This window comes from Nocardia mikamii NBRC 108933, assembly GCF_001613505.1.
GTDB classification, from domain to species: Bacteria; Actinomycetota; Actinomycetes; order Mycobacteriales; family Mycobacteriaceae; genus Nocardia; species Nocardia mikamii.
Window position 1 is genome coordinate 374,362 of sequence record NZ_BDCM01000013.1, and the last position, 21,530, is coordinate 395,891.

The window sequence follows — 21,530 nt, forward strand, 5'->3', positions numbered from 1 at the left end:
GTGTTCCGAACGGTGTCACCCTGCGCTGAACAGCCCCCGCCTCACCCCGGCATTGCCGGCTTGTTGTTCAAATTCAGCGGCTCGGTGCGGGGAAAGGTCACCGGCAAGGCCGTCAATGCTCGGTGGAACGGGCCGGGCCGCCAGCTCGGGGCGTCGGTTGCGAGCTCGATTTCGGGCAGGGCGTCGAGGAGTTGGTCGATCGCTTCCTGCGCGATCAGATACGCGATCGACTGGGCGGGGCACGCGTGGGGGCCGATGCCCCAGGCCAGGTGGGAACGGTTGCCGGTCATATCGTCGCTGCGAATCACGGGATCGTTGTTGCAGGCAGACATACTGATCACGATCGGTTGATTGGCGGGTAGCCAGACATCGTCGATCAGCATCGGCTGGCGCGGGTAGGTGATCAGCAGGTTCGCCAGGGGCGGGTCGTTGAACAACACCTCGTCCACCGCATCGCGGGAGGAGAGATTCCCGCCGAGCACGCTGCCGCCGAAACGGTCGTCGGTGAGTACCAGCAGCAAGGTGTTGGCGATCAGGTTCAGCTCGAATTCGATTCCGGTGCCGTAGATCTGCGACACATGATGCGAGACCTCGGTGTCGTCGAGGGCGGCCGGATGTTGTTGCAGGATCGACGTGATGTCGTTGCTCGGGGTGGCTCGTTTGAGCCGTACCAGACTCATCAGCGCCTCGCCGAGAATGCGGTTGCCCTGCTCCGCGTCGACGCCTTCGAGCAGCTTGGCGGTACCGGCCGCGACCTGCGCGCCGATTTCCGGCGGGCATCCGAGCATGACGTTCACGAGCTCGAACGCGAGGGGGTAGATGTACTGGGTGATCAGTTCCGCGTGGCCGTCCTGGCAGAAGCTGTTGATCAGGGGAAGTGTGGCCTTCTCGACCGCCGCGCGCAGCGAGTGGAGATCGACGGCGTCGATACCGGCGGTGATGGCCTCACGGTACCGGTGGAAATCGGCGCCGGAACTTCGGCTGGCCATCGGACGCCATTCCAGCAGCGGAAGAATCGGGCAGTCCGACGGCACCGTCTGCTGCCAGACGCGCGGGTCCGCGGGAAAGTGTTCGGGATCGTTGAGAATTCGCACCGCGGTGCGATAGCCGATCACCAGCGTCGCGGGCACGCCCGGCGCCAGTTCGACGGGCGCGAGTGAGCCGTACCTGCTGCGCATTTCGCGGTAGACCCGATGCGGGTCATCGGAGAAATCCGGGGTGTACAACGGGACGCGCGGGCCGTCGGAACTCGTCGGCGAGCCGTGGGCAACGGGACACATCGTCGGGCGGGTCGGGAACTGCGACGTAGTCATCAACCACTCCAGTTGTCGTATCGCGCGCCGTGTCGAACTGCATGAGGATGTCGCGCGCGTCGAAGGCTGCGCTGGTCGCACCCGGACGACCCTGGCCGGGACGACCATCGGCAGCACGATGATCATTCGTGGTAAAGCGTTACAGCAGGGGGTATTTCGTTGCGGACACTGTGCTTCAGACGCCGAGGGCGCCCAGGGAATCGTTGTCGTCGATGGCCGTGGTGATGCGTCGTAACAGGGTCAGGCAGGTTTCGTTCGACTGCATCCTGGGCTGGTAGCTCGCGCGCCCGATGGTGAAAGCCCATGCGGCGTAGGCGAACATCGACTGCTGACGGTAGAGCAACCAGGCGTCGTCGAAGGCCGGCGGCTTACCGCCGGCCTCCCCCAGTTCGTCCAGGTACGCCGCGAGCAGGTCCCTGTCCCACGCTCGGCGGTCTTCCGGCTCACATCCGGAGTTGACGGTGTAGGCGAAATCGTGTGCCCATCCGCCCCGCATGACGACCTGCCAGTCCACGAAACCCATGCGGCCGGCGCTCGTGACGTAGGTCTGCCCGATGTGGGGATCGCCGTGCAGCAGCGTCGGCGGAACCTCCTCGGTCGCGATGGCCACCGCCCGCTCGACACCGGCCCACAGCCGTTCGCTGCTGCCGTGCAGGGTCGGCGGAACGACCTCCTCCGCGCGGCGCAGGCCCACCTCGCACCGCTTCTTCATATCGATCGCGGAGAGGTACACGTCGAGCATGTACGCCGGGGTGTTGAGGACGTCGATCGCCTCGGATTCCCAGAAGGTGCCGTGCAGCCGGGCGAGATTGCGGACCAGATCCTCGGCTTGTTCGCGGGTGATCGACGCGGTGGGCTCGCTGAACACGGCGCCGCGGGTCGCGGCGATATCCTCCATCAGGGCGATCGACCGCCAGGACGCCGGATCGGACGCGCCCCAGTATCCGATGGGCGCCTCGATGTCGACGGCGGGCCGGAAGTCGCGGAAGAACCGGGTTTCTCCGTCGATCATCTTTCCGCCGCCCAGCAGTATGCGCTGACTGAAACTGGTGGTGGTCTTGGCGAACAACCGGGTCGGCAGCTGCGCCCGGGTTCCCGCCTCGTTGTATTCGACCCGGATCGCGACCCTCGTCGAGGTGCCGCTACTTCCGTTGGACGTCTCGAAGCCCGTCACCTCGGCCCCGGGAACATCGCGGCACAGCACCGCGGTCAGCCATTCGGGGGTGACGTGATCTCCGGAGATCGGTACGTCGGTCAGGGAGCGCGATCTCGGCCCGCGAATCTTCTCACCCAGCATCCGGGTCCCGACGGTGGCAGAACGACCGAGCAACCAGAGCTTGTGATTCACGCACGTATCTCGATTCCACTGTAAGACAACGATTATCCGAGCGAACAGGCGCCCTCACCGATCCCGGCGCCAGAAGCACAGTACCTTACGGCACTCGAAAGCATTGCAAGACAATAAAATACCTATTGCCTCAATTCTTCGATGCAACAGCGGGCAGGCGGGATGGAGTTACTCGCTGGTATCTCGAGGGTAGCCGAGACCGCTCTCACACCATTCGAAACAGACTGTGCGGCAGGTATTCCCCTATCGCGGAAACCACCGGCGCCCGCGCGTCGGCTGAGTCGGCGCAGCAAGTCACCAACAACCGGCCGCACCGGTTCATTCCCGCGCGGAGTCACGGCCGTCTGCCGCGATCAGCAGCGCGGCGAAGGCGAGCGCGATCGTCTGATAACCGATCCAGAACTCGCCGGCGGTTCGGTTGCCCTGCCATGCCAGCAGCAGCGCGACGACGGTCACGATCGACCAGCCGCTGTCGTAGCCGATCATGAGCCGCATATACGTGCTCATCGGGCGGCTACGCAGGTAGGCGAGTTCACTGCCACCCGCGATGAGCAGGGCTATGGCGCAGGCGATCAGCAGCCAGGCAGCGACACCGAGTTGATGACTCAGCGATTCGGCGGCGGCGATGTAGACGGCGGCGAGCAGTATTTTGACGGCGCCGTCGGCAAGAACGCCGACGGCTTGCCCGGTGATCGGCGTCAACGAAGTGCGAATCATCGTTCCCTCTCGATATGCGGCGTCACGCGACGAGGTCGACACGAAAGACGGCGCAGCGGTTCGCCGCGTCGGCGAAGCTGTCCCGCGAGCCGGAATCGACCAGGCCATTTCTGACGAACGCCTGTGCGCCCCTGGGATTTTGCACGGGAAAGGCGCGCAGCACGGGCCCGCGATGCTGTTCGGGCACTTCGATCAGGTCGACGGTCCGGGACTTGCGGCCACGCGTGAGGACGCCACGGCCGGCGGCTCGGGCGTTCTTGACCCACTCGGCATCGGGGTATGCCTGCACGAGGTACTGGGCGCCGTCCAGTTGTATCGGGGCGACGGGAGTGGTTCGGGGACTTCCCGTCGAACGACCGGCCATGGTGAGCAGGTGAATGGGGCCGAACGGCAGGCCGATGCGATGGGCGAGTACGACGATGCGATTGCGGATATCGCGTCGCGCGGAGGGCGTCCGGTGCGGATTTTCCCGCATCCGACGGATGCCGTCATCGGTCGAGCTGAATCCGACCACCGCGACGATCACCAGAATGAATGCGACTACGGCGCAACCGGTTCGGGTGAAATGAAACAGTTCCCAGCGTCGCAGGATATCGGCGTAATCCGTCGGCGGAGTGCTCACCGCCCATCGTTTGATCTGCTGGTTGATCGGCACATTCCCGAACCGCGTCACCAGGAAGGAGAGCAACACCAGCACCGTGGCGCCCGCGGCGACCCGGCGCCGCCCTCCCCTCGATTGCACCGCGAGTACCAGGGTGCCGAGCACGGCCAGCGCCATCAGCGATTGCATGACCGGGCCGTTGACTCGCATGAGCGCGACGTGGAATGTGAACCGGACATCAAGGGGCACTTCGCGAAACGCGTACAGCACGTTGACGGCGCCGTAGCCGAACGCTCCGGCCAGCAGACCGGGGAACAGGAGTGCGGCTCCCCGGACGGACTTCGACAGCATCGAGACTCCCATCGGAATATCGCAACATCGAGTTGCGATATTGTCAGGATGCCCGCCCGTCCGCGATATCGCAACTAGGAGTTGCAATGAGTCCGACCGCACCTCTGGGACGTGGGCCGAAGGTCCGCGCCGCCGTGCTCGCCGCCACCGTCGACGAGCTGAGCGAACGGGGATACGCCGCGTTCACGATCGACAACGTCGCTCAGCGCACCGGAGTGCACAAGACCACCGTCTACCGGCGGTGGCCCGATCGCGACAGCCTGATCGCCGAGGCGCTGGCCGAAAGTGTCGCGACGGAAATCCCCATTCCCGATACCGGTTCGGTCGACGAGGATCTCCGCGCGCTCGCGCGCAGCCTCGTCGCATGGACCACCAGCGCCTCCGGCCGGGCCATTCTGGCGGTGATGGTGTCCACCGCGGCGGGCCTGCCCGCACCCCCGAACTCCGCCCGGCACGTCTTCCGCGATCGCATTCGGCAAACGCTGCCCGTCGTGACGCGTGCGGTCGCTCGCGGGGAGTTGCCCGAAGGCACCGATCCGGCGGAGATGATCAAAACGCTGGTGGCCCCGATCTATTTCCGCGTGCTGATCACCGGGGAGCGGGTGGACGACGGTACCGCCGATGCCGCCGCGAGAGTGGCGCTGACGGGCGCGCGCGCCGGCCTGTTCGCCGGACCCGGCCGGTCCCTGTGACGGCCGGGGCGATCACGCATCGGGCTCCGGCATCGCGTCATCGCGCACGGGTGGCGTGAGGCCCCATGCCGCCAGCCGCAGATGGGTTTCATCGTTGCGCCACTGCGTGATCGAGGCATTGGGCACGGGCAACGGAGCGTCGAGGGGCGTCGCTCCGACACCGGCCAGGACGTGAGCGGCGGTGACGACGATCGCGTCGTGGGCGACGATCAGAATTCGCTCGGCGGTGGTCCGGTCGAGTTCGGTGAGCAGATCACGCATACGTAGGGCGACATCGGCCACCGATTCTCCGCCCGGCGGCCGATAGAACCAATCGCCGAGGCGGGCGCGACGCTCGTACTCCTGCGGGTCTCGGCGCCGAATGGCTTGCGGCGGAAACAATTCGAAGATACCCATCTCACGGTCGCGGCAGCGTTCGTCCACCACGACGGGAACGGCGCCGCATCCTTCGGTGATGCCGTCGGCGGTGCGGGCCATCGCCGCCCAGGTCTGCCGAGCGCGCAGATACGGGGAGCACACCACCAGCTGCGGGGTCCGGTCCGGTGTCAAGCCGGCCAGCCACCGTCCGAGCCCAGCGGCTTGCCCGTATCCAGTGGGCGTCAACTCGACGTCGGAGTCGCTGCCGGGGAAAGCCTCGTCGGCGCCGGCGCTGAAGGCGGCATTGGCTCGGCTTTCACCGTGGCGGACGATCCAGAGGTCGCATATGCGATATCGCGGCGGAATCGCGACCGAGGGAACGGACGGGAATGCGCTCGACGGGTCGGGACCCATTGCCGTCATCCGATCCTGCCTTTCGGTCCCGCTGCGCGACCGGGGTGCGCGTGGCCGGCGGGTGGTGTTCACGGTTGGTTTCCAGCATGCCCGATCGGGTTGCCATCCCGGACTACCGGGCAGGTCCACCGCCGCGCCGGCCGAAGCCGGGTGATTCAGCGTGTCGCCCCGATCGAGAAGACGATGTCGATCAGGCGGGTGAAGCGGGCGGTCAGGTCGCCGGCCGATTCTTCGGGATGTGCACGCGCCCAAGCCATTACCGCGTCGACCGCGGCGGTCCAGATGCCGGCGAGCGCTTCGATATCGCGTTCGTCGGTGTCGCCCAGGGCGTCGAGGAACCGGCGCACGCCCGAGTCGGCGTGCGCGGCGATCCGGTTGCGGTAGCCGTGCACCAGATCCGCCACCGCGCCGGACGCCGGAGCGGTCGGGTCGTGGATGATCCGCCAGGCGGTGCGGTCGGGGCCGAGGGTGTCGAAGAGGCCGCGCAGCGCGTTACCCGGCATCGCGAAAGGTGCTGTGGCGGGATTCATTTCGTCGTCGAGGCGCTCCAGGAGCGGGTCGGCCAGGACGGTCAGGCACTCCGCGTAGAGCTGTTCCTTCGAGGTGAAGTGCTGATAGACCAGGGCCTTGGAGATGCCCGCGCGACCGGCGATCGACACCATCGATACGGCGGCGAACCCGCGTTCGGCGAACTCCCGCATGGCGGCGATCAGGATCTCCTCGCGGCGGTCCCGCGCGGGCATGCCCTTGGTTCCGAGTCCGGCGGCCGTTGACATAGGCCCGAACTTACCCTACGGTCACTTCCATTGAAGTGACCGTAGGGTCATATAGTCGTTCCGGAGAGTGCCTGCGATGACCCTGTGGGAACAGATCAACCAGCCGGTGACCTACGCGGTGCCGTTCTTCGTGCTCGCGATGGTCCTGGAGATCGCCGCGCTGCGCGGTCATGCCGACGATCGCGCCGGCTACGACGTGACCGATGCGCGAACCAGCCTGACCATGGGTTTCGTCTCACTCTTCGTCAGCGGTGCCGCGAAATTCGCCGCACTCGTCGGCTACGCCGTGCTGTACGTGCACGCGCCGTGGCAGGTCGATCCGCGCAATCCGCTGTCGTGGCTGGGGGTCATGCTCGCGGTGGATCTGCTCTGGTACGCCTATCACCGCCTCGCGCATCGCGTCCGGGTGGTGTGGGCGGCGCATCAGGTGCACCACAACAGCCGATATTTCAACTACGCGACGGCGCTGCGCCAGAAGTGGAATCCGTGGTTCGAACTCCTGGCCTGGGTACCGCTGCCGCTCGTGGGCGTGCCACCGTGGATGATCTTCACGGCCTGGTCGTTCAACCTGATCTACCAGTTCTGGGTGCACACCGAGACCATCGGGAAACTGCCCCGCTGGTTCGAATTCGTCTTCAACACCCCGTCCCATCACCGCGTGCACCATGCCAGCGATCGGGAGTATCTGGACCGCAACTACGGCGGCATCCTGATCCTGTGGGACCGCGTGTTCGGCACCTTTCGCGCCGAAACCTTCCGCCCCACCTACGGGCTCACGAAGAATATCGAGAGCTCGAACGTCCTCACGCTCCAGTACTACGAATTCGGAGCGCTGTGGCGAGATCTACGCTCCACCGGACGAATTCGCGAATGGGCTGGATATGTGTTCGGGCCACCGGGGTGGCGGCCCGGCGCCGCGGACCCGAGCGAGACCGGCGATCGGCTACCTCCTCGCTGACCGCACCGGCATCAGCTCCGGCCTCGCCCACCCCGCGAGGTCCGGGAGCCGACGCGCCCGGGCTGCTTGAGGATTCGGCGAATATCCGCCCACGATCGGCCGCGGTAACCGGATCGGCTACCGTGCCAGAGGTGACCGACCGTATGCGCCCGGCCTGCGTGGTGGTGATGGGGGTCTCCGGCACCGGGAAATCGACGGTCGGCCGTCTGCTCGCCGACCGGCTCGGTATTCCGTTCGCGGATGCGGACGACCTTCACTCCCCCGCCGATATCGCGAAGATGTCCGCGGGGATCGCGCTGACGGACGAGGATCGCGCGCCGTGGCTGGCGGCGGTGGGGCGCTGGTTGCACGATCGGATGGTCGAGACGACCGGCGGTGTGATCGCGTGCTCGGCGCTGAAGCGGAGTTATCGCGAGATCTTGCGGGCCGCCGCGCCCGAGGTGTGCTTCGTGCATTTGACCGCGGAACGCGAGGAACTGATCGAGCGCATGACCGGCCGCCGTGGCCACTACATGCCCGTCTCCCTGGTCGATTCGCAACTGCGGATCCTCGAGCCACTGGACGCCGCCGAGCGCGGGGTTGTTCTCCACACCGATCGACCACCGGAATTCCTCGCGGAGAAGGCCGCTGCGCTGCTGCACAGGCAGAACACCGGCTAGTGCGTTTCCGGTCATCGTCGACGGCACCCGGTCGATGTCTCGGTGATCGGGAGGTTTGCCCTGAGCCGCAGCCGGGAGTTCTAGCGTCGACGCGTGCCGCGCAACCAGACCTTTCCGCACCTGCTCGCCCCCGGGACCATCGGGCCGATGACCGTCGCCAACCGCGTCGTTCTGCCCGCGATGGATATGAACCTCTGCGAGGACGGGGAGATCGAGCAGGGCGATATCGATCATTTCCTCGCCCGCGCGGCCGGCGGGACGGGGCTGATCATTACCGGATGCTGTGCCGTCGCCTATCCGGTGGGCTGTGCGAGCACCAAGGAACCCGGGCTGTCCGAGGATCGGTTCATTCCCGGTCTGCGCGCGCTCGCGGACGCGGTCCATGCCGCGGGCAGCAAGTTGTGTGTGCAGATGACGCACCACGGGAAGATCGCCCGGATCGATACCGTGCACGGGCGGCGGCTGCTGGTTCCGTCGGCGCCGCGCGGATCGGCGGATATGTCGGCGCTGGCCGACAACACCCCGGAAGAATTGCGGAAGCTGGCGGCTGTCACGGGCGGCAAGCAGGCCACCTACCGCGAAGCCACGCAGGACGATATCGATTGGGTGGTGCGGTGTTTCGCGGAGGCCGCGCGGCGGGTGAAGGCAGCCGGTGGCGACGCCGTCGAAATTCACTGCGCGCACGGATACATACTCGGCGGCTTTCTGAGCCGGGCGGACAACAAGCGGACCGACGACTACGGTGGCTCGCTGGAGAATCGGGCGCGGTTGGCGGTCGAGGTGATTCGCGCGGTGAAGGCGGAGGTCGGCGATGCGCTGGCGATTCTGGTGCGGATCGCGGGGCGCGAATTCGGTGCGGACGATGCGCTGACCACCGAGGAGGCGAAGCAGGCTTCGGCGCTGTTCGAGGCGGCCGGCGCGGACGCTGTTCATGTCACCGGCTGGGGACGCAACCCGTTCTCCAACTTCACCGATGGGCCGCTCCCCGACCGCGTCGGCGCCTATACGGAATTGGCGGGCGAGGTGAAGAAGGCCGTCTCGATTCCCGTGATCACTGTCGGCCGGGTACTGCCGGAGATCGGCGAGAAAATCATCGCCGAGGGAAAGGCGGATTTCGCGGCGATGGGACGGCAATTGCTCGCCGACCCGGAATTGGTGAACAAACTCCGTGCCGGGACACCGCAGAACGTCCGGCCCTGCATCAATTGCTATGTGTGCGTGCAGGAGAACTTCTGGGACGACACCCCGCTGTGCGCGGTGAACCCCGCACTCGGCGACGAGAAAGTTCTTCCGTCGGCTCGCAGCACGACATCGAGACGTATCGTGGTGGTCGGTGCCGGTCCCGGCGGGCTCGAGGTCGCCCGTCTCGCGGCCGAGCGCGGACATCGAGTCACGGTGCTGGACAAGGCGGATCGCCTCGGAGGCACCCTCTGGTTCTCCAGTCTGACCACGCCCGACAACGAGCGCCTGCTGAACTGGCTGAAGAGCCGAGTGGAGCAACTCGACATCGACATCCGGTTGAAGACCGAGGCGACCGCGCCGCTGATCCAGGCGCTGAATCCCGACGTGGTCGTCGTGGCCACCGGCGCGGTGCGAGATCGCCCCGCGGTCCCCGGCGGCGATCTGCCGCACGTGCACACCGGTGATACCTTGCGCGCCGTGATGACCGGTGTCGGAGACGTCTCCCGGGTGCCACCGTTGCTGCGCGCCCTCGCGAAGCTGAGCAAGATTTCCGGTATCACGAACAGCCCCGCCGCGATCCGATCGGTGACGCGCAGATTCCTGCCGATGGGCAAGAACGTGGTCGTGATCGGCGGTTCGCTTGTCGGACTGGAACTTTCGGAGTTCCTGGCCGAACGCGGCCGCACCGTGACATTACTCGAGGAAGGTCAGCAGCTGGGTGTTCCGATGGCGATGCCCCGGCGCTGGACCGCCGTTCGGCACGCGGGCGAGGCGGGCGTCACCATCCACCGGCACGCGACCGTACAGCGAATCACCGAGCGGCACGTGGAGTTTCGCGTCGGTGACCGGACGTCGACGGCGGCGGCGGACATGGTTGTGGTCGCCTCGGGTGTTTCCGCGCGAGCGCCCCTGGCCGATGCCCTGGCGGGGCTGGTTCCCGAGGTGCACGTCGTGGGTGACGCCGCATCGGTCGACTACATCGAAGGCGCGATCCACTCGGCATGGAAAGTCGCCGCGGCGCTGTAGATCAGTGCGGCGCCGTGAATCGGTGCGGACCGCCCGGCGGAAGCCCCGATGATCGGATCGCTCTCCCCCGGAGCTCAGAGTCGCAGGAGTTTCCTTATTCCCCAACGCATTCCACGCCCGATGCCGACCAGGAACACTACGATCGCCGCCGCTCCCAGTGCGCAGCGCAGCCAGTACGCCGCGCCGACCGGAGCCTCACCCATGGCCGCGTGCAGGCCGTTCTGCCACGCCGCGGCGCGCACGACGACCGCCGTCACCACGAATCCGCAGAGCAGCAGGATCGGGACGCGGTGGCGGCCGAAGCGTTCATCGATATCGATCCGCCAGTGGCCCAGTGTCGTGCGCACCACCCCGGCTACTCCGATGGCGAGTGCCACCGGCACACCGGTGAGGATGGCCTGGGATACGGAGGTGCGCGGCAGGACGGCCGGAAGCAGTGACATCACGACGGCGAGGGTGACGGCGACAACGGTATCGATGCGGGGGCGCACGTGGAGGGACCGATGCCGGCGCGGCTTCGTCGTCGCGTCGGACCGTGGGGTTGTGCTCTGCACTGTCATAGCTGTCACCCGGCGGCACCGGCTTCCGCGATGACGTTCGGGACCGCGAGCCGGGCCGGCCGCAGCCGCCGCCACGCCACGATCCCGACGATCCCCGCCGAGACCACTCCCGCCGCGGCCGGACCGCCGACATGGAGGAGCTGGTCGCTGAGCCGTTCGCCCGACAGTGGCGTGCCGAACAGGAACTCCGGGTCCGGGGTGGCGTAGTTCTGCCTCCGGGAATTCAGATCGACGCCTGTGGTGGCGACCGTCGCCAGAACATCGCAGCGGGCGCGGGCGGCGGTGTCGGTGCGCGTATCGCAGGCGGCGTGCATACGGCGCTGCAGGGTGGCGTCGATGGCTTGGCGTGCCCACGGCTGCAGCGGTTGCTGCCGCTGTTCGGCGTAACGCAGCATGTCGTAGCCCAGGTCGTGTGCCTTGCAGGCCTCGGTGAACTCGGCGGGAAGCTGAATCGGCGACGAGCAGTCCCCGTCGGGATCGACCAGAATCCCGTTCTCGACCACCGGACGATAGCCCGCCTCGGCGGCGAAATCAGTGGGTACGGCCACCGACCACGGGTGGTCGCCGACCAGATCGGTGACCGCCGCGCGGGCCGGCGCGTTCTCCACACCCGGCTTCGCCACCGCCGCCGAGGCGGGCATGGCGGGCGCGAAGGCCAGCGGGACCATGGCGGTCATCACCGCCAGCATCACCGAGACGACCACCTGGCGGACCTTGCCCAGGCGTCGTGGCCGGCGATCTCGGGCGGGTGCGGTGGGCGTCGATTCCGGCAGGGCGGGCGGCCCGGCCGAACCCGGTGATGCGACGGTCATGGATGCCGAAGGTAACCGATTCGGCTGAGAAAGACCGACTCGTGGCCCTCAATCCTTCATCAGCCCGATCCAGATGTGGTCGCGGGCGCGGGTCAGCGCCACGATGGTCTGGCGTGCCGCCAGCTCCGCCCGGTCGCGCTCGCTGCCGCGCAACCGGTCGACGGGTGCGGTCGGCGCGTCGGTGAGGTGGAACACCGCGGCGAAGTCCATTCCCTTGGCGCGATGCACGGTTCCCACCTTCACCACATCGTGCTGGGTGCCGTCGTAGTGTTCGAGCGAGACCGCGGGAATCCGCTGGCGTCGCAATGCTGCCCGGATCCTTTCCGCCTGGCGGTTGGTGTCGGTGATCACGGCGACGTCGGAGTGCAGATATCCGGAGTCGGTCAGGGCCGCGATCACCTTCTCCTCGGCCCGCGACCGGGAGAAGGTTTCCGAGCGGGCGGTGCCGCCCGGCAATACGACCTCGCTGTCGCGCAGGACGAATCCCGGGGCGCCGTCGAGGTCGTCGACCGTATTCGTGGCGTCGACCCGCTTGGCGCAGTCGTGCACGGCCGCGCGATTGCGGTAGTTGGTGCGCAGCACCGCGCCGCGGCCGACGATCGGGATGCCGGCATCGGACAGGCGCCAGCCGCCGGGATAGACCTGTTGCTGGCCGTCGCCGACCAGCAGCAGCGGCGAGGTGGAGGTGCCACCGGCGATCTGATGGACGAGTTTGAGTTCCATCAGCGTGAAGTCCTGGACCTCGTCGACCACCACCAGGTCGTAGGGTGCGTCCAGCGGCGCCGCGCGCAGTTCGTCGATCGCCAGATCGATCACGTCGTTGAAGTCGACCGTCGCGAGGTCCTGCAGCGCGGCCTGATACGGCAGGTACAGGTGGGCCCAGACCAGCTCGCGGTGAGTTTTGTCCAGCCGCAGGCCGTTGCGTCCTACGCGGTCGATCTTCAGATAGAGGTCGCGATCGATACCTTGACCCTTGATGACCCGATGCAGTTCGTCCTTCCAGTAGCTCGGGTTCGGTTCGAGGGGTTCGAGGTGGCGGCGGGCGTTGCGCCAGGCGTGGTAGAAGGCGTTGTCGCCGCTGCCCAGGCGGCAGCCGATATCGCGGCTGCGCAGAAATTGGGTGGTCCAGGCGTGAAGTCCGGTGAATTCCACCCGCTCACCCGCATGCGGTGCGAGGCGCCGGAATCCCGATTCGTGATAGGTCGGCAGTGTCCGCACGAAACTGGTGAACAGCTGCCGCCCGGCGCCTTCTTTGGATAGCCGTGCCATGCGATGCAGGGCGACGACGGTCTTCCCGGTGCCCGCCGGACCGCTGAATCGCGCGGGGCCGTTGTAGTTTCGGTAGACGAGGTCGAGTTGGGCCGGGTCGAGGAACGTCATCCATTCGCTGAAAGGTCGCTTCAACGCCCGCGCTCGTTCGTCCGCACGCAGCGTCGTCGTCTCGAAAAGCCCTTCGGCGGGCAGGGTTTCGGGCACCGCACCGCTGTCGGCGGACAGCAGTGCGAACCAGGTGTTGCGTTCGGCCACCGTCATCGCGATCTGCCGGGCGCTCCGGCTGGACAGGCTCGCTTCGGCGAACAACCGCGCGGCGAAGGTGGTCGGGTCGACCGCGACGTAGCGGGCCTCGACCGGCGTGTCGGCCGCCTCGTCCATCAGCAGCAGCACCTCGATCATATGCGGCACATACCGGGCGCGGCCCGCGGTGAGATTCGCGAACGTCTCCTCGGCACGCCAGCGGATCCGGCGTAGTTCCGCGGCGGGCGGCACCACATCGGTGAGGACCAGGGCGAAGACGCCGCCCGGGCCGACGGCGTAAGCGTCGAAGCGATCCGAACGACTGTTCTCGCGTTCCACGAGCACATGCCAGCCGTTGCGCATCAGCGGCACCGACAGGAACCGGCGCCAGGCCGGCGTGAGCACGGTCAGTTCGCCGAGCTGTTGCGCCACTCTTCGACGACGCCGCTCGAAGTTGATATCGGCCATCACGGGCCCCCTTACCGGCGTAGCCGGGCGGGTCCGTGGTGGAGCCGCCACACCCCTGGCTACCAAAACCTGTGTCTATCAAGGTATTACATTGCGCGAGGGAGTGCAGATGATACGGTCGGGAATGCCGGTGTGAGCGGTCTACATCGGCCGATCCCGTCCGGAGGTCTGCCATGACGACGTTGTCCTCGCCGCGTTCGGACGGTCCGGCGGCGTCGCCGAACCGCTACGAACGCTTCGTCGCGATGGGCGACAGCCAGACCGAGGGGCTGTGGGACGGCGACGACAGCACCGGCCTGCGCGGGTGGGCCGATCGGCTGGCCGAGCGCCTGGTTCAGGACAATCCGGAGATCCGGTACGCCAATCTGGCGGTGCGTGGCCGCCGCCTCGCGCAGGTCCGCGACGAACAACTCGACGCCGCTCTGGCGATGGACCCGGATCTGGTCGGCATCTGCGCGGGCATGAACGATGTCACGGCGCCCGGCACCGATTTCGCCGCGGCACTCGACCTCATGGAGGAGCTGTACGCGAAGCTGACCGCCGGCGGCGCAACGGTAGTGACAACGACATTCCCCGATGTGCGCCGCATCGTGCCGCTGGCCGCCCGCTACATCGGACCGCGCGTCGACCTGATCAACGATCGAATTCGCTTGTGCGCGAGCCGGTACGACCTGCGACTGGTCGATCTGTTCGGCGCCGCCTCGATGGTCGATCTGCGCATGTGGAGCGCGGACCGGCTGCACGGCTCCGAACTGGGCCACGAACGATTCGCGCTGGCCGCAGCGGAGGCCCTGGGTCTCGACGGCGCCGATCACAACTGGGCCCTGCCGCCGGACGGCTCCGAACGTTTCCGCGCGGCCGGCGCGGTCGGCGAACTCGCCTGGGTGGCAGCGACATTGCGCCCGTGGGTGTGGCGGCGACTACGCGGCGTGTCGACCGGTGAAGGCCGGTCGGCGAAACGCCCTGACCTGCTACCGGTCCTGCCGGGCGGAATGCCCTGAATGACCGAAGGATTCGCCGCGCAGCAGTTTGTCCGCTTCGCCGGAAAACGAATTTTTTCTCGGGTCGGATCACCCGCGGCGGCCCGTGATGCGGTAAACAATTCGGGTGGACAGTGACGGTCGGCAGGACCGACGCGGACTGAAACTCCTCACCGAACGGGCCGACGAGCCGGTCGGGTTCGTCGCGTCGGCATTCGAGCCGATACGACTGACGCAGGCGCGGCGCTGGGCCGAACTGTCCGTCGGTGAACTCGCTGATGCGGCAGGGCTGTCCCCCTCGGTCGTCGAACAGTACGAGATCGGCGCCGTACAGCCCGATCCGGACGTTCCGGCCGACCTGGCCAGGGCGCTGAAAGTCCCCGTCGACTACTTCGCCACTGGACGCCCGATGTGCCGGATCGACGCCGCGGACCTGCATTTCGACGATCCCGGTTCGGCCACCGCATCCGATCGGGCGAAGGCGGTGGCGTTCGCGGAGTACCTCTGGGAGTTGGCGTACACGCTGGCCTGCCGAATGCGGTTCCCGGCGCTCGACCTCCCCGCCTTCGAAGAAGGGACAGCGCCCGCCGACGCCGCGCGCCTGCTCCGCGACCACTGGGGCATCGCACCGGGTCCACTGGCCCATCTCGGCGCGACACTCGAGTCGCGCGGCATCGTAGTAGCTTTCGCGCCGGCGACCAGCGCGGCCATGGCTCGGGTCGGCACCTATGCCGCGCACACCTGGGGGCGCTCACTGATCGTCGTGGCCGCCCGGCACACGCAATGCGTCTACGGCTACCGATTCGCGTGTGCGCGCGCACTCGGTCATCTCCTGCTGCACCCCTGCCCGCTGCCGGGAGACCGGACTCAGGCAGAGGAGGCCGACCGGTTCGCCGCCGAACTGCTGGTTCCCGCCGATGACATGGACCAGCTGTTTCCGTCGCCGATTCACTTCCCCAGCCCGGCGGCGCTCGCACGGCAGTGGGGTGTGCCTACCGAGGTGATCAGGCGGATCGGCCAGGACCGAGGCCCCCGAATGCACATTCTCGAACCGACCCGGACTGTGGAACACGCTCGCGAGCCGGTCGCCGAATATCCCGGCGAGGCCCCCGGATTGCTCGCGGAGGCCGTGGCGCGGGCGCACAGCGCGGGGCTCGGACGCGCCGAACTCGCCGACGAACTGCGATGGACCTCATGGCTTCTCGCGGAAGTCCTCGGCGAGGCGCAGGTCGGTCCGCACCTGTCGGTCGTGCACTAGCCCCGCACTTCCCGCATCACCTTCGCGAACCCCTCCATCGCGGGCTCCAAGACGGTGACATAGGAAAACCCGTACCGTTCCCGGCGTCCGCGCACCTGATCGGCCATTTCGGCGGCCGTGCCGATCAGCAGGGTCGGCGCGTCCAGCACCTCGTCCACGCTCAGATGACCCATCTGCGCGGCGATCTCGGTCGCGGCGGCCTTGCGGTCGGCGGTTTCCACGACCTGCTGGATCAGGATGTTGAATTCGGGATCGCGGTCGTACTCGGCAACGAAACGCCGTGCCGCGGCGACACGTTCGTCGACCGTCTCGGCACTGGACAGGCGCAGGGAGCCGTCGGTGGCGCCGGGGACGGATTCGCCACCGGTGAACGCGATGATGTCGGCGTGGCGGGCGGCCAGCCGCAGCATGCGGTTACCGCTGCCGCCCAGCAAAATGGTGGGATGCGGTTCGGGCAGCAGCCGCCGGAGTTCGGTCAGCGTCTTCTCGAGGTGGTCGACCCGGGTACGTGGGGTGCCGAAGTCGAGGCCGGCTTCCTCGAATTCGTCTCGCACATAACCGGTTCCGAGGCCGAGCTCGAGCCGGTCCCCCGTGAGCCGGGCGATGCTGACCACGTCGCGAGCCAGCAGAACCGGGTTCCAGAACGCGGCATTCAGGACGAAGGTGCCCACCCGCGGGCGCTCGGCGGCCTGCGCGGCGGCGAGCACCGACGGGAAGGGTGCCGGGAGTTCCAGGTGGTCGGGAACCAACAGCACGTCGTAGCCCAGCGATTCGGCCCGCCGGCATTTCGCGGCCCACTCGTCGGCGGACCCGGGATTGAGGAAGTTGACTCCGAAGCGGAATTCGCGCACCCCACGACTCTATAGGCGGCTACTCGGCCATCGCATGTTCGCGTTCGACGACGCTGGTCGGGATCTTCGGCAGGGCATTCGGGTGCTCGTTGCGCAGCCAGGCCAGCAGTTCCTCGCGCACCGCACAGCGCAGCGTCCACACGTCGTCGGCGTTGCGGGCCGACATGGAGGCGCGGACCTGGATGCCGAAGGGGGTGCTGTCGGTGACCAGCAGATTCCAGCTGCGGCCGTCCCAATCGTCGCGGGTGCGCAGATAGTCGCGCAGATGTTCGCGCAGTTCGGCCACCGGCGTGCTGGTGTCCAGGTAGAGGAAGACCGTGCCGGTGATCTGCGGGCCGCCCTTGGACCAGTTCTCGTACGGTTTGGAATTGAAGTACGAGACCGGCATGGTGAGCCGGCGGTCGTCCCAGATGCGGACGGTGAGGAACGACAGCGTGATCTCCTCGACCGTGCCCCACTCCCCCTCGACCACCACGGTGTCGCCGATCTTCACCGAATCACCGAACGCGATCTGCAGGCCGGCCACCAGATTGCCCAGCGTCGACTGCGCGGCCACACCGGCGATCACGCCGATGATGCCGGCCGAGGCCAGCAGGGAGGTACCGAGGGTACGCAGATTCGGGAACAGCAGCAGGATCGCGACCGCCGCGGTGGTGATCGCCAGCACCGTGGTGATGATGCGCCGGACCAACGTCAGCTGCGTATGCAGCCGCCGCACCTTGGCGATGTCGGCGGTGCGGTGAGCGTATTTGTCCAGCGTGTTCTCGGCGACGGCATCGACGGCGCGCATCACCACCCAGGCGGCGGACAGGATCGCCACCGCGGCGAGGATGTTCAGCACGACCGCGTCGTGGCGCAGTTCGATCTCTGCCAGCGGGTAGGTGAAATGCAGGGCTATCGTCGCCAGGAACACCTGTAGCGGCAGGTGGATGCGACGCAGTAGACCGGGCAGTCGGTTAGCGGGATGCTTCTGCGCGGCGTGACTCAACAGGCGGTCGACCACCGCGCCGATCGAAATGGTGACCGCGAGCGTCGCGGCGAAGACCACCAGCGGTCGAAGTACCTCCTCCAAGGCTTCCAACTCCTTGCGACGGCTGTATCTCGGACTTGCTCGTATCTCGGGCTTCCAGCCACGCTACCGAGCGAAACCGCAGCTCGCCGCCGCCTGCGGCTGTGCGAAATCCGACACTTTCGCGACCTGGGACGACGTAGTGAATAGTGTTTCAGCGCAAGGCTTCCGGGTATCTTCCTCGCTCATCCAGGGCTCATCCGCACAGTAAATGCCGGCCGGTACGCGCCGGATCCGTCGCGCTGCGTAGCCACGGATACGCCCGCGGGCGCAGGCACGATTCGCCGAAGCGTCCTACGCTGGGTGCATCGTGATTTCGTTTCCCCGGTGAGGCGGTTGCCATGACCGATTTCGACCCCGCGGTGTTCGGGTCGCCGAGCGTCCGCGTCGGCACGGCCGAGCGTGAACAGGCCGCGGCCGCCCTGGGCGACCATTTCGCGGCCGGACGCCTCGAGCTCGACGAATACGACGAGCGCGTGAGCCGCGCCTACGCCGCGAAGACCGCCGCCGACCTGATCGTCCTGTTCAGCGACCTGCCGCGCCCGCAACCCGCCCCGCCCGCTCGGCCGTCGCGGGAGGCCCGTCGCCCGCGCCCGGTGTTCCCGGCGCTGCTGCTGGCCGCCGTGGTGGTCGCGGTCGTGATCGTCGCCACCACCCACATGATTCCGTTCTTCGTCTTCCCGGCGCTGTTCTTCCTGTTCATCCACCACCGCCGCGGATACGGCCCGCCGAGATACGGCCCCCACCGGCACTACCGGGTGTGAACGCACGCCGCGGCGCCCGAGCTCATCGGCGTTCTCGTCACTGAGAACTGCGGCGGCTCCGTGCCAGCATGGCCGCTGTGGGCGCCGAGAAGGTAGTACCCAGCTCGAGGATCCTGGCGGAAGCCGCGGCTACCCCTGGACCGACTGTGACCGCCAAAGCGGCCGCGACATCACCGCAGGCCGCCGCGCCCGACGACGCGACCACCTGCCCGACCTACGGGTGGACCGGGTGGACCGTCGAGTTGCCGCCACCTCCTCAGGCCAGGCAGGCGCTGAAGCAGACGACCGGCATGGTGCAGGCGGTCTTCCAGGCGATGGTCGACCACCTCGGCGTCGGCGACAAGGCCGCGGTTCCCGACGTGAATCGACTGCTCACCGACGCCGGTCTCGCCGACACCATCGATCACTCGACGGTCACCTCCGCGCACAACGCCACCGTCGACAAGCTCCGCGGCGTCACACAGGGCTTGGTCAGCCGGCACGCGGACATCGCCGCCGAGGTGGCGTCGGCGGCGAGAATGGGCACCGAGCTCAATCGCGATATCTGGGACGAGGTGGGCGAACTGAGGTCCGCCCTGCATGCCGCCGGGCCGGGAAAGCTGTCCGCCGGCGTGGAGATCGGGCTCATCGAGCGGCTGCGCACTTCGCTGCGAGAAGTCTGGAAGAAATACGAACGGGTGGCCGGTGCGAACAAGGCGAGCGCCGACGCGATGGGCCCCCTGACTTTTGCGGAAATGAAAACTCTTGCACCGAAGGCGAATTCCGACACATTGCGGAAGTACTTGCCGTATCTGAACAAAGCGATGCTGGCGGCCGGAATCACGACACCGGAACGCGAGGCCGCCTTTCTGGCGCAGGTGCTGCACGAAACAGACCAGCTGAAGACTCTCACCGAATACGGCGACCGAAATTACTTCGACAGTAACTACGGGCCGCAGACCGCGGTCGGGCGATCGCTGGGAAATACGCAGCCCGGCGACGGCGCCCGCTATCGGGGACGCGGAGCCCTGCAGATCACCGGGCGTTCGAACTACGCGGCCGCCGGGAAGGCCATCGGCGTCGACCTGGTCCATCATCCGGAACGGGCCGACGACCCGGAACACGCGTTCGACATCGCCGCGTGGTTCTGGCGATCACATCACCTCAACGATGCCGCGGACGCGGACGATCTGAACGCCGTCACGCGAACGATCAACGGCGGCGACAACGGCGCCGCGGCGCGACGGAAATACTACGACAAGGCGCGCGACGTCCTCGACGCCGACTGAACGCCGTCGACATGCGCAAGATCGGTCAAGCGCGCCCTGGCCCGCGCCGACCACACTGAACGGTGTGACGACCGGACGTGACCGATTACGGGAACTGCTCGATTCCGTTCTCGACGAGAACAACACCACGCTGAGCGCGATGGCGCAGGGCGCGTTCGTCTCGCCCTATCACTTCTCCCGGCAATTCTCCCGCGGCACCGGCGAGTCGCCGGTGGCGATGCGGCGGCGGGTGCTGCTCGAGCGCGCCGCCTGGCAGTTGAGTGGCGGCGCGGCGGTGACGGATGTGGCCTTCGCCGCCGGATACGACTCGGTGGAGGGGTTCAGCCGGGCCTACAGCCGCGCCTACGGACATCCGCCGAGCGCGACGCCGGCGGCCTCCCGCACCCGCTGGCTTCCCGCGGTGAACGGGATCCATTTCCACCCGCCGATGTCGCTGTGGGTGGAGGGCGAACCGAAAGGCAGACACGATATGGACCCGACATCGCTGCTGCTGCACCACGACGTGGAGGACACGCGCGAACTCCTCGACATGGCGAAGGGTCTCGACGAGCACCGGTACCGACGGCAGCGTTCGTCCGCGGCGGTGCTGGCGTGGGACGGACCGGATGCGTCGATCGCGGCCGTCCTCGCTCACCTGGTATGGACCAAACAGGTGTGGCTGGCCGCCATCGAGGGCACTGATCAACCCGACCGCGGATCCGACGACCTCCCCGCACTGACACGGCGATTCGAGGAGACGGTGCCGCGGTGGCTGGATACCGTCCGCGACATCGACCGTCGCGGCGGCTGGGACGACACCCTGATCGACGCCCTGTGCGAGCCGCCGGAGAGTTTCGTCCTCGGCTCCGTGATCGCCCACGTGCTCACCTATTCGGCCTACCGGCGACTACTGGTACGCCAATGGATCGACAGCGAATACCCCGATCGGGCAACCGAACACGACAACGGCGACCCCATCATGTGGTTGCGCAGGAGAGGATGACCATGGCCCGCACCGTGTACTACACCGCCACCACCCTGGACGGATTCATCGCCACACCGGACCATCGACTGGACTGGCTGCTGACCCGGCAGGTCGACAACGACGGCCCGATGGGGTACGACGCGTTCATCGCCGACATCGGCGCTATCGCCATGGGCGCCAACACCTATCGGTGGATCCTCGACAACCATCCCGATATGGAATGGCCGTACGCGATGCCCGCGTGGGTCTTCACTCACCGCGACTTCGCCCCGCGCACCGACGGGGCCGATGTGCGGTACACGCAGCAGCCGATCACCGTGGTGCACAAGGAGATGGCCGAGGCCGCGGCGGGCAAGAGCATCTGGATCGTCGGTGGCGGCGAGTTGGCGGGACAGTTCGCCGACCACGGATTGCTGGACGAAGTGTGCGTATCGATCGCGCCGGTCACCCTCGGGGAAGGGCAACCGCTGTTGCCCCGCCGGATCGAGATGAAGCTGACCGAACTGGCGCGCAACGGCGAATTCGCCTGCGCCCGTTACGATATCGTCCAGTAGACGATATCGCGAGTGGACGGTCGCCACGTCGGCTACGCGACCGTCACTCGTCCGGAGCCGGAGGAACGCGCGC

The 21,530-nt window shown here is 67.3% G+C and carries 21 protein-coding genes; 10 read left to right on the forward strand and 11 right to left on the reverse strand.

Annotation, left to right across the window (positions count from 1 at the left end; genetic code table 11):
• Positions 1 to 41 precede the first annotated feature (41 nt).
• From NMI01S_RS19840 to NMI01S_RS35650, 4 genes are all read right to left on the reverse strand, one after another.
• Positions 42 to 1,313 carry a cytochrome P450 family protein gene (locus tag NMI01S_RS19840; RefSeq protein ID WP_062999278.1) on the reverse strand — a complete coding sequence of 424 codons (1,272 nt, stop codon included), beginning with the start codon at positions 1,311 to 1,313 and terminating at the stop codon, positions 42 to 44.
• Between the two features lie 175 nt (positions 1,314 to 1,488).
• Positions 1,489 to 2,661 carry an aminoglycoside phosphotransferase family protein gene (locus NMI01S_RS19845; RefSeq protein WP_062999280.1) on the reverse strand — a complete coding sequence of 391 codons (1,173 nt, stop codon included), beginning with the start codon at positions 2,659 to 2,661 and terminating at the stop codon, positions 1,489 to 1,491.
• 318 nt (positions 2,662 to 2,979) lie between these two features.
• Positions 2,980 to 3,378: a hypothetical protein gene (locus NMI01S_RS19850; protein WP_062999282.1), complete on the reverse strand. Its 399-nt coding sequence runs from the start codon at positions 3,376 to 3,378 to the stop codon at positions 2,980 to 2,982.
• Between the two features lie 22 nt (positions 3,379 to 3,400).
• Entirely contained in the window at positions 3,401 to 4,330 is a 930-nt protein-coding gene (locus tag NMI01S_RS35650; RefSeq protein ID WP_218021069.1) for a nitroreductase/quinone reductase family protein, read from the reverse strand.
• Between the two features lie 86 nt (positions 4,331 to 4,416).
• Between NMI01S_RS35650 and NMI01S_RS19860 the strand changes: the two genes are divergently transcribed.
• Entirely contained in the window at positions 4,417 to 5,022 is a 606-nt protein-coding gene (locus NMI01S_RS19860; RefSeq protein ID WP_062999284.1) for a TetR/AcrR family transcriptional regulator, read from the forward strand.
• A gap of 12 nt (positions 5,023 to 5,034) precedes the next feature.
• Here the strand turns inward: NMI01S_RS19860 and NMI01S_RS19865 are convergent, their stop codons facing one another.
• Together NMI01S_RS19865 and NMI01S_RS19870 are read right to left on the reverse strand one after the other, a co-directional pair.
• Positions 5,035 to 5,802 (reverse strand): histidine phosphatase family protein, encoded by a 768-nt coding sequence (locus NMI01S_RS19865; protein WP_245716937.1) that lies wholly within the window; start codon positions 5,800 to 5,802, stop codon positions 5,035 to 5,037.
• A gap of 146 nt (positions 5,803 to 5,948) precedes the next feature.
• Positions 5,949 to 6,569 (reverse strand): TetR/AcrR family transcriptional regulator, encoded by a 621-nt coding sequence (locus NMI01S_RS19870; protein WP_062999286.1) that lies wholly within the window; start codon positions 6,567 to 6,569, stop codon positions 5,949 to 5,951.
• Positions 6,570 to 6,645: 76 nt separating this feature from the next.
• On the opposite strand from NMI01S_RS19870, the gene NMI01S_RS19875 reads away from it, so the two are divergent.
• From NMI01S_RS19875 to NMI01S_RS19885, 3 genes are all read left to right on the forward strand, one after another.
• On the forward strand, positions 6,646 to 7,527 hold the full coding sequence (locus NMI01S_RS19875; protein ID WP_062999288.1) for a sterol desaturase family protein: 882 nt from the start codon (positions 6,646 to 6,648) through the stop codon (positions 7,525 to 7,527).
• A 143-nt stretch (positions 7,528 to 7,670) separates the two neighbouring features.
• Positions 7,671 to 8,186, forward strand: coding sequence for a gluconokinase (locus NMI01S_RS19880; protein ID WP_062999875.1), 516 nt, complete (start codon positions 7,671 to 7,673; stop codon positions 8,184 to 8,186).
• Positions 8,187 to 8,279: 93 nt separating this feature from the next.
• Positions 8,280 to 10,394 (forward strand): oxidoreductase, encoded by a 2,115-nt coding sequence (locus tag NMI01S_RS19885; RefSeq protein ID WP_157126269.1) that lies wholly within the window; start codon positions 8,280 to 8,282, stop codon positions 10,392 to 10,394.
• A 74-nt stretch (positions 10,395 to 10,468) separates the two neighbouring features.
• Here the strand turns inward: NMI01S_RS19885 and NMI01S_RS19890 are convergent, their stop codons facing one another.
• The 3 genes from NMI01S_RS19890 to NMI01S_RS19900 are packed head-to-tail and all read right to left on the reverse strand — an operon-like array spanning position 10,469 to position 13,749.
• A complete protein-coding gene (locus tag NMI01S_RS19890) occupies positions 10,469 to 10,954 on the reverse strand; it encodes an alpha/beta-hydrolase N-terminal domain-containing protein (protein WP_084513089.1) in 486 nt (161 codons plus the stop codon).
• Positions 10,955 to 10,959: 5 nt separating this feature from the next.
• Positions 10,960 to 11,766 (reverse strand): hypothetical protein, encoded by an 807-nt coding sequence (locus NMI01S_RS19895; RefSeq protein ID WP_062999291.1) that lies wholly within the window; start codon positions 11,764 to 11,766, stop codon positions 10,960 to 10,962.
• Positions 11,767 to 11,814: 48 nt separating this feature from the next.
• On the reverse strand, positions 11,815 to 13,749 hold the full coding sequence (locus tag NMI01S_RS19900; protein WP_063920792.1) for a UvrD-helicase domain-containing protein: 1,935 nt from the start codon (positions 13,747 to 13,749) through the stop codon (positions 11,815 to 11,817).
• A 173-nt stretch (positions 13,750 to 13,922) separates the two neighbouring features.
• Here NMI01S_RS19900 and NMI01S_RS19905 point away from each other — a divergent pair, with 173 nt between their 5' ends.
• Positions 13,923 to 14,750: an SGNH/GDSL hydrolase family protein gene (locus tag NMI01S_RS19905; protein WP_062999293.1), complete on the forward strand. Its 828-nt coding sequence runs from the start codon at positions 13,923 to 13,925 to the stop codon at positions 14,748 to 14,750.
• Between the two features lie 106 nt (positions 14,751 to 14,856).
• Positions 14,857 to 15,987, forward strand: coding sequence for a helix-turn-helix domain-containing protein (locus NMI01S_RS19910; protein WP_062999295.1), 1,131 nt, complete (start codon positions 14,857 to 14,859; stop codon positions 15,985 to 15,987).
• Here NMI01S_RS19910 and NMI01S_RS19915 read toward each other — a convergent pair.
• Both NMI01S_RS19915 and NMI01S_RS19920 read right to left on the reverse strand, forming a co-directional pair.
• Positions 15,984 to 16,838, reverse strand: coding sequence for a TIGR03621 family F420-dependent LLM class oxidoreductase (locus NMI01S_RS19915; protein WP_062999296.1), 855 nt, complete (start codon positions 16,836 to 16,838; stop codon positions 15,984 to 15,986). The genes NMI01S_RS19910 and NMI01S_RS19915 overlap by 4 nt on opposite strands.
• A gap of 19 nt (positions 16,839 to 16,857) precedes the next feature.
• Positions 16,858 to 17,910, reverse strand: a complete 1,053-nt coding sequence (locus NMI01S_RS19920) for a mechanosensitive ion channel family protein (protein WP_062999297.1) — start codon at positions 17,908 to 17,910, stop codon at positions 16,858 to 16,860.
• Positions 17,911 to 18,248: 338 nt separating this feature from the next.
• Here NMI01S_RS19920 and NMI01S_RS19925 point away from each other — a divergent pair, with 338 nt between their 5' ends.
• The 4 genes from NMI01S_RS19925 to NMI01S_RS19940 all read left to right on the forward strand — a co-directional run bounded on the left by NMI01S_RS19925 (position 18,249) and on the right by NMI01S_RS19940 (position 21,457).
• Positions 18,249 to 18,671: a DUF1707 SHOCT-like domain-containing protein gene (locus tag NMI01S_RS19925; RefSeq protein WP_062999299.1), complete on the forward strand. Its 423-nt coding sequence runs from the start codon at positions 18,249 to 18,251 to the stop codon at positions 18,669 to 18,671.
• Positions 18,672 to 18,817: 146 nt separating this feature from the next.
• Complete coding sequence (locus tag NMI01S_RS34270) at positions 18,818 to 19,939, forward strand: glycoside hydrolase family 19 protein (RefSeq protein WP_062999301.1); 1,122 nt, start codon at positions 18,818 to 18,820, stop codon at positions 19,937 to 19,939.
• A 64-nt stretch (positions 19,940 to 20,003) separates the two neighbouring features.
• On the forward strand, positions 20,004 to 20,921 hold the full coding sequence (locus tag NMI01S_RS19935; protein ID WP_218021070.1) for a helix-turn-helix domain-containing protein: 918 nt from the start codon (positions 20,004 to 20,006) through the stop codon (positions 20,919 to 20,921).
• A 2-nt stretch (positions 20,922 to 20,923) separates the two neighbouring features.
• A complete protein-coding gene (locus NMI01S_RS19940; RefSeq protein WP_062999880.1) occupies positions 20,924 to 21,457 on the forward strand; it encodes a dihydrofolate reductase family protein in 534 nt (177 codons plus the stop codon).
• The last annotated feature ends 73 nt before the right edge of the window (positions 21,458 to 21,530 follow it).

Coding starts and splice junctions, on each gene's coding strand:
- NMI01S_RS19840 (WP_062999278.1), bottom strand. CDS start 1,313: ATGACTACGTCGCAGTTCCCGACCCGCCCGACGATGTGTCCCGTTGCC.
- NMI01S_RS19850 (WP_062999282.1), bottom strand. CDS start 3,378: ATGATTCGCACTTCGTTGACGCCGATCACCGGGCAAGCCGTCGGCGTT.
- NMI01S_RS35650 (WP_218021069.1), bottom strand. CDS start 4,330: ATGCTGTCGAAGTCCGTCCGGGGAGCCGCACTCCTGTTCCCCGGTCTG.
- NMI01S_RS19860 (WP_062999284.1), top strand. CDS start 4,417: ATGAGTCCGACCGCACCTCTGGGACGTGGGCCGAAGGTCCGCGCCGCC.
- NMI01S_RS19865 (WP_245716937.1), bottom strand. CDS start 5,802: ATGACGGCAATGGGTCCCGACCCGTCGAGCGCATTCCCGTCCGTTCCC.
- NMI01S_RS19870 (WP_062999286.1), bottom strand. CDS start 6,569: ATGTCAACGGCCGCCGGACTCGGAACCAAGGGCATGCCCGCGCGGGAC.
- NMI01S_RS19875 (WP_062999288.1), top strand. CDS start 6,646: ATGACCCTGTGGGAACAGATCAACCAGCCGGTGACCTACGCGGTGCCG.
- NMI01S_RS19880 (WP_062999875.1), top strand. CDS start 7,671: ATGCGCCCGGCCTGCGTGGTGGTGATGGGGGTCTCCGGCACCGGGAAA.
- NMI01S_RS19890 (WP_084513089.1), bottom strand. CDS start 10,954: ATGACAGTGCAGAGCACAACCCCACGGTCCGACGCGACGACGAAGCCG.
- NMI01S_RS19895 (WP_062999291.1), bottom strand. CDS start 11,766: ATGACCGTCGCATCACCGGGTTCGGCCGGGCCGCCCGCCCTGCCGGAA.
- NMI01S_RS19900 (WP_063920792.1), bottom strand. CDS start 13,749: ATGGCCGATATCAACTTCGAGCGGCGTCGTCGAAGAGTGGCGCAACAG.
- NMI01S_RS19905 (WP_062999293.1), top strand. CDS start 13,923: ATGACGACGTTGTCCTCGCCGCGTTCGGACGGTCCGGCGGCGTCGCCG.
- NMI01S_RS19925 (WP_062999299.1), top strand. CDS start 18,249: ATGACCGATTTCGACCCCGCGGTGTTCGGGTCGCCGAGCGTCCGCGTC.
- NMI01S_RS19940 (WP_062999880.1), top strand. CDS start 20,924: ATGGCCCGCACCGTGTACTACACCGCCACCACCCTGGACGGATTCATC.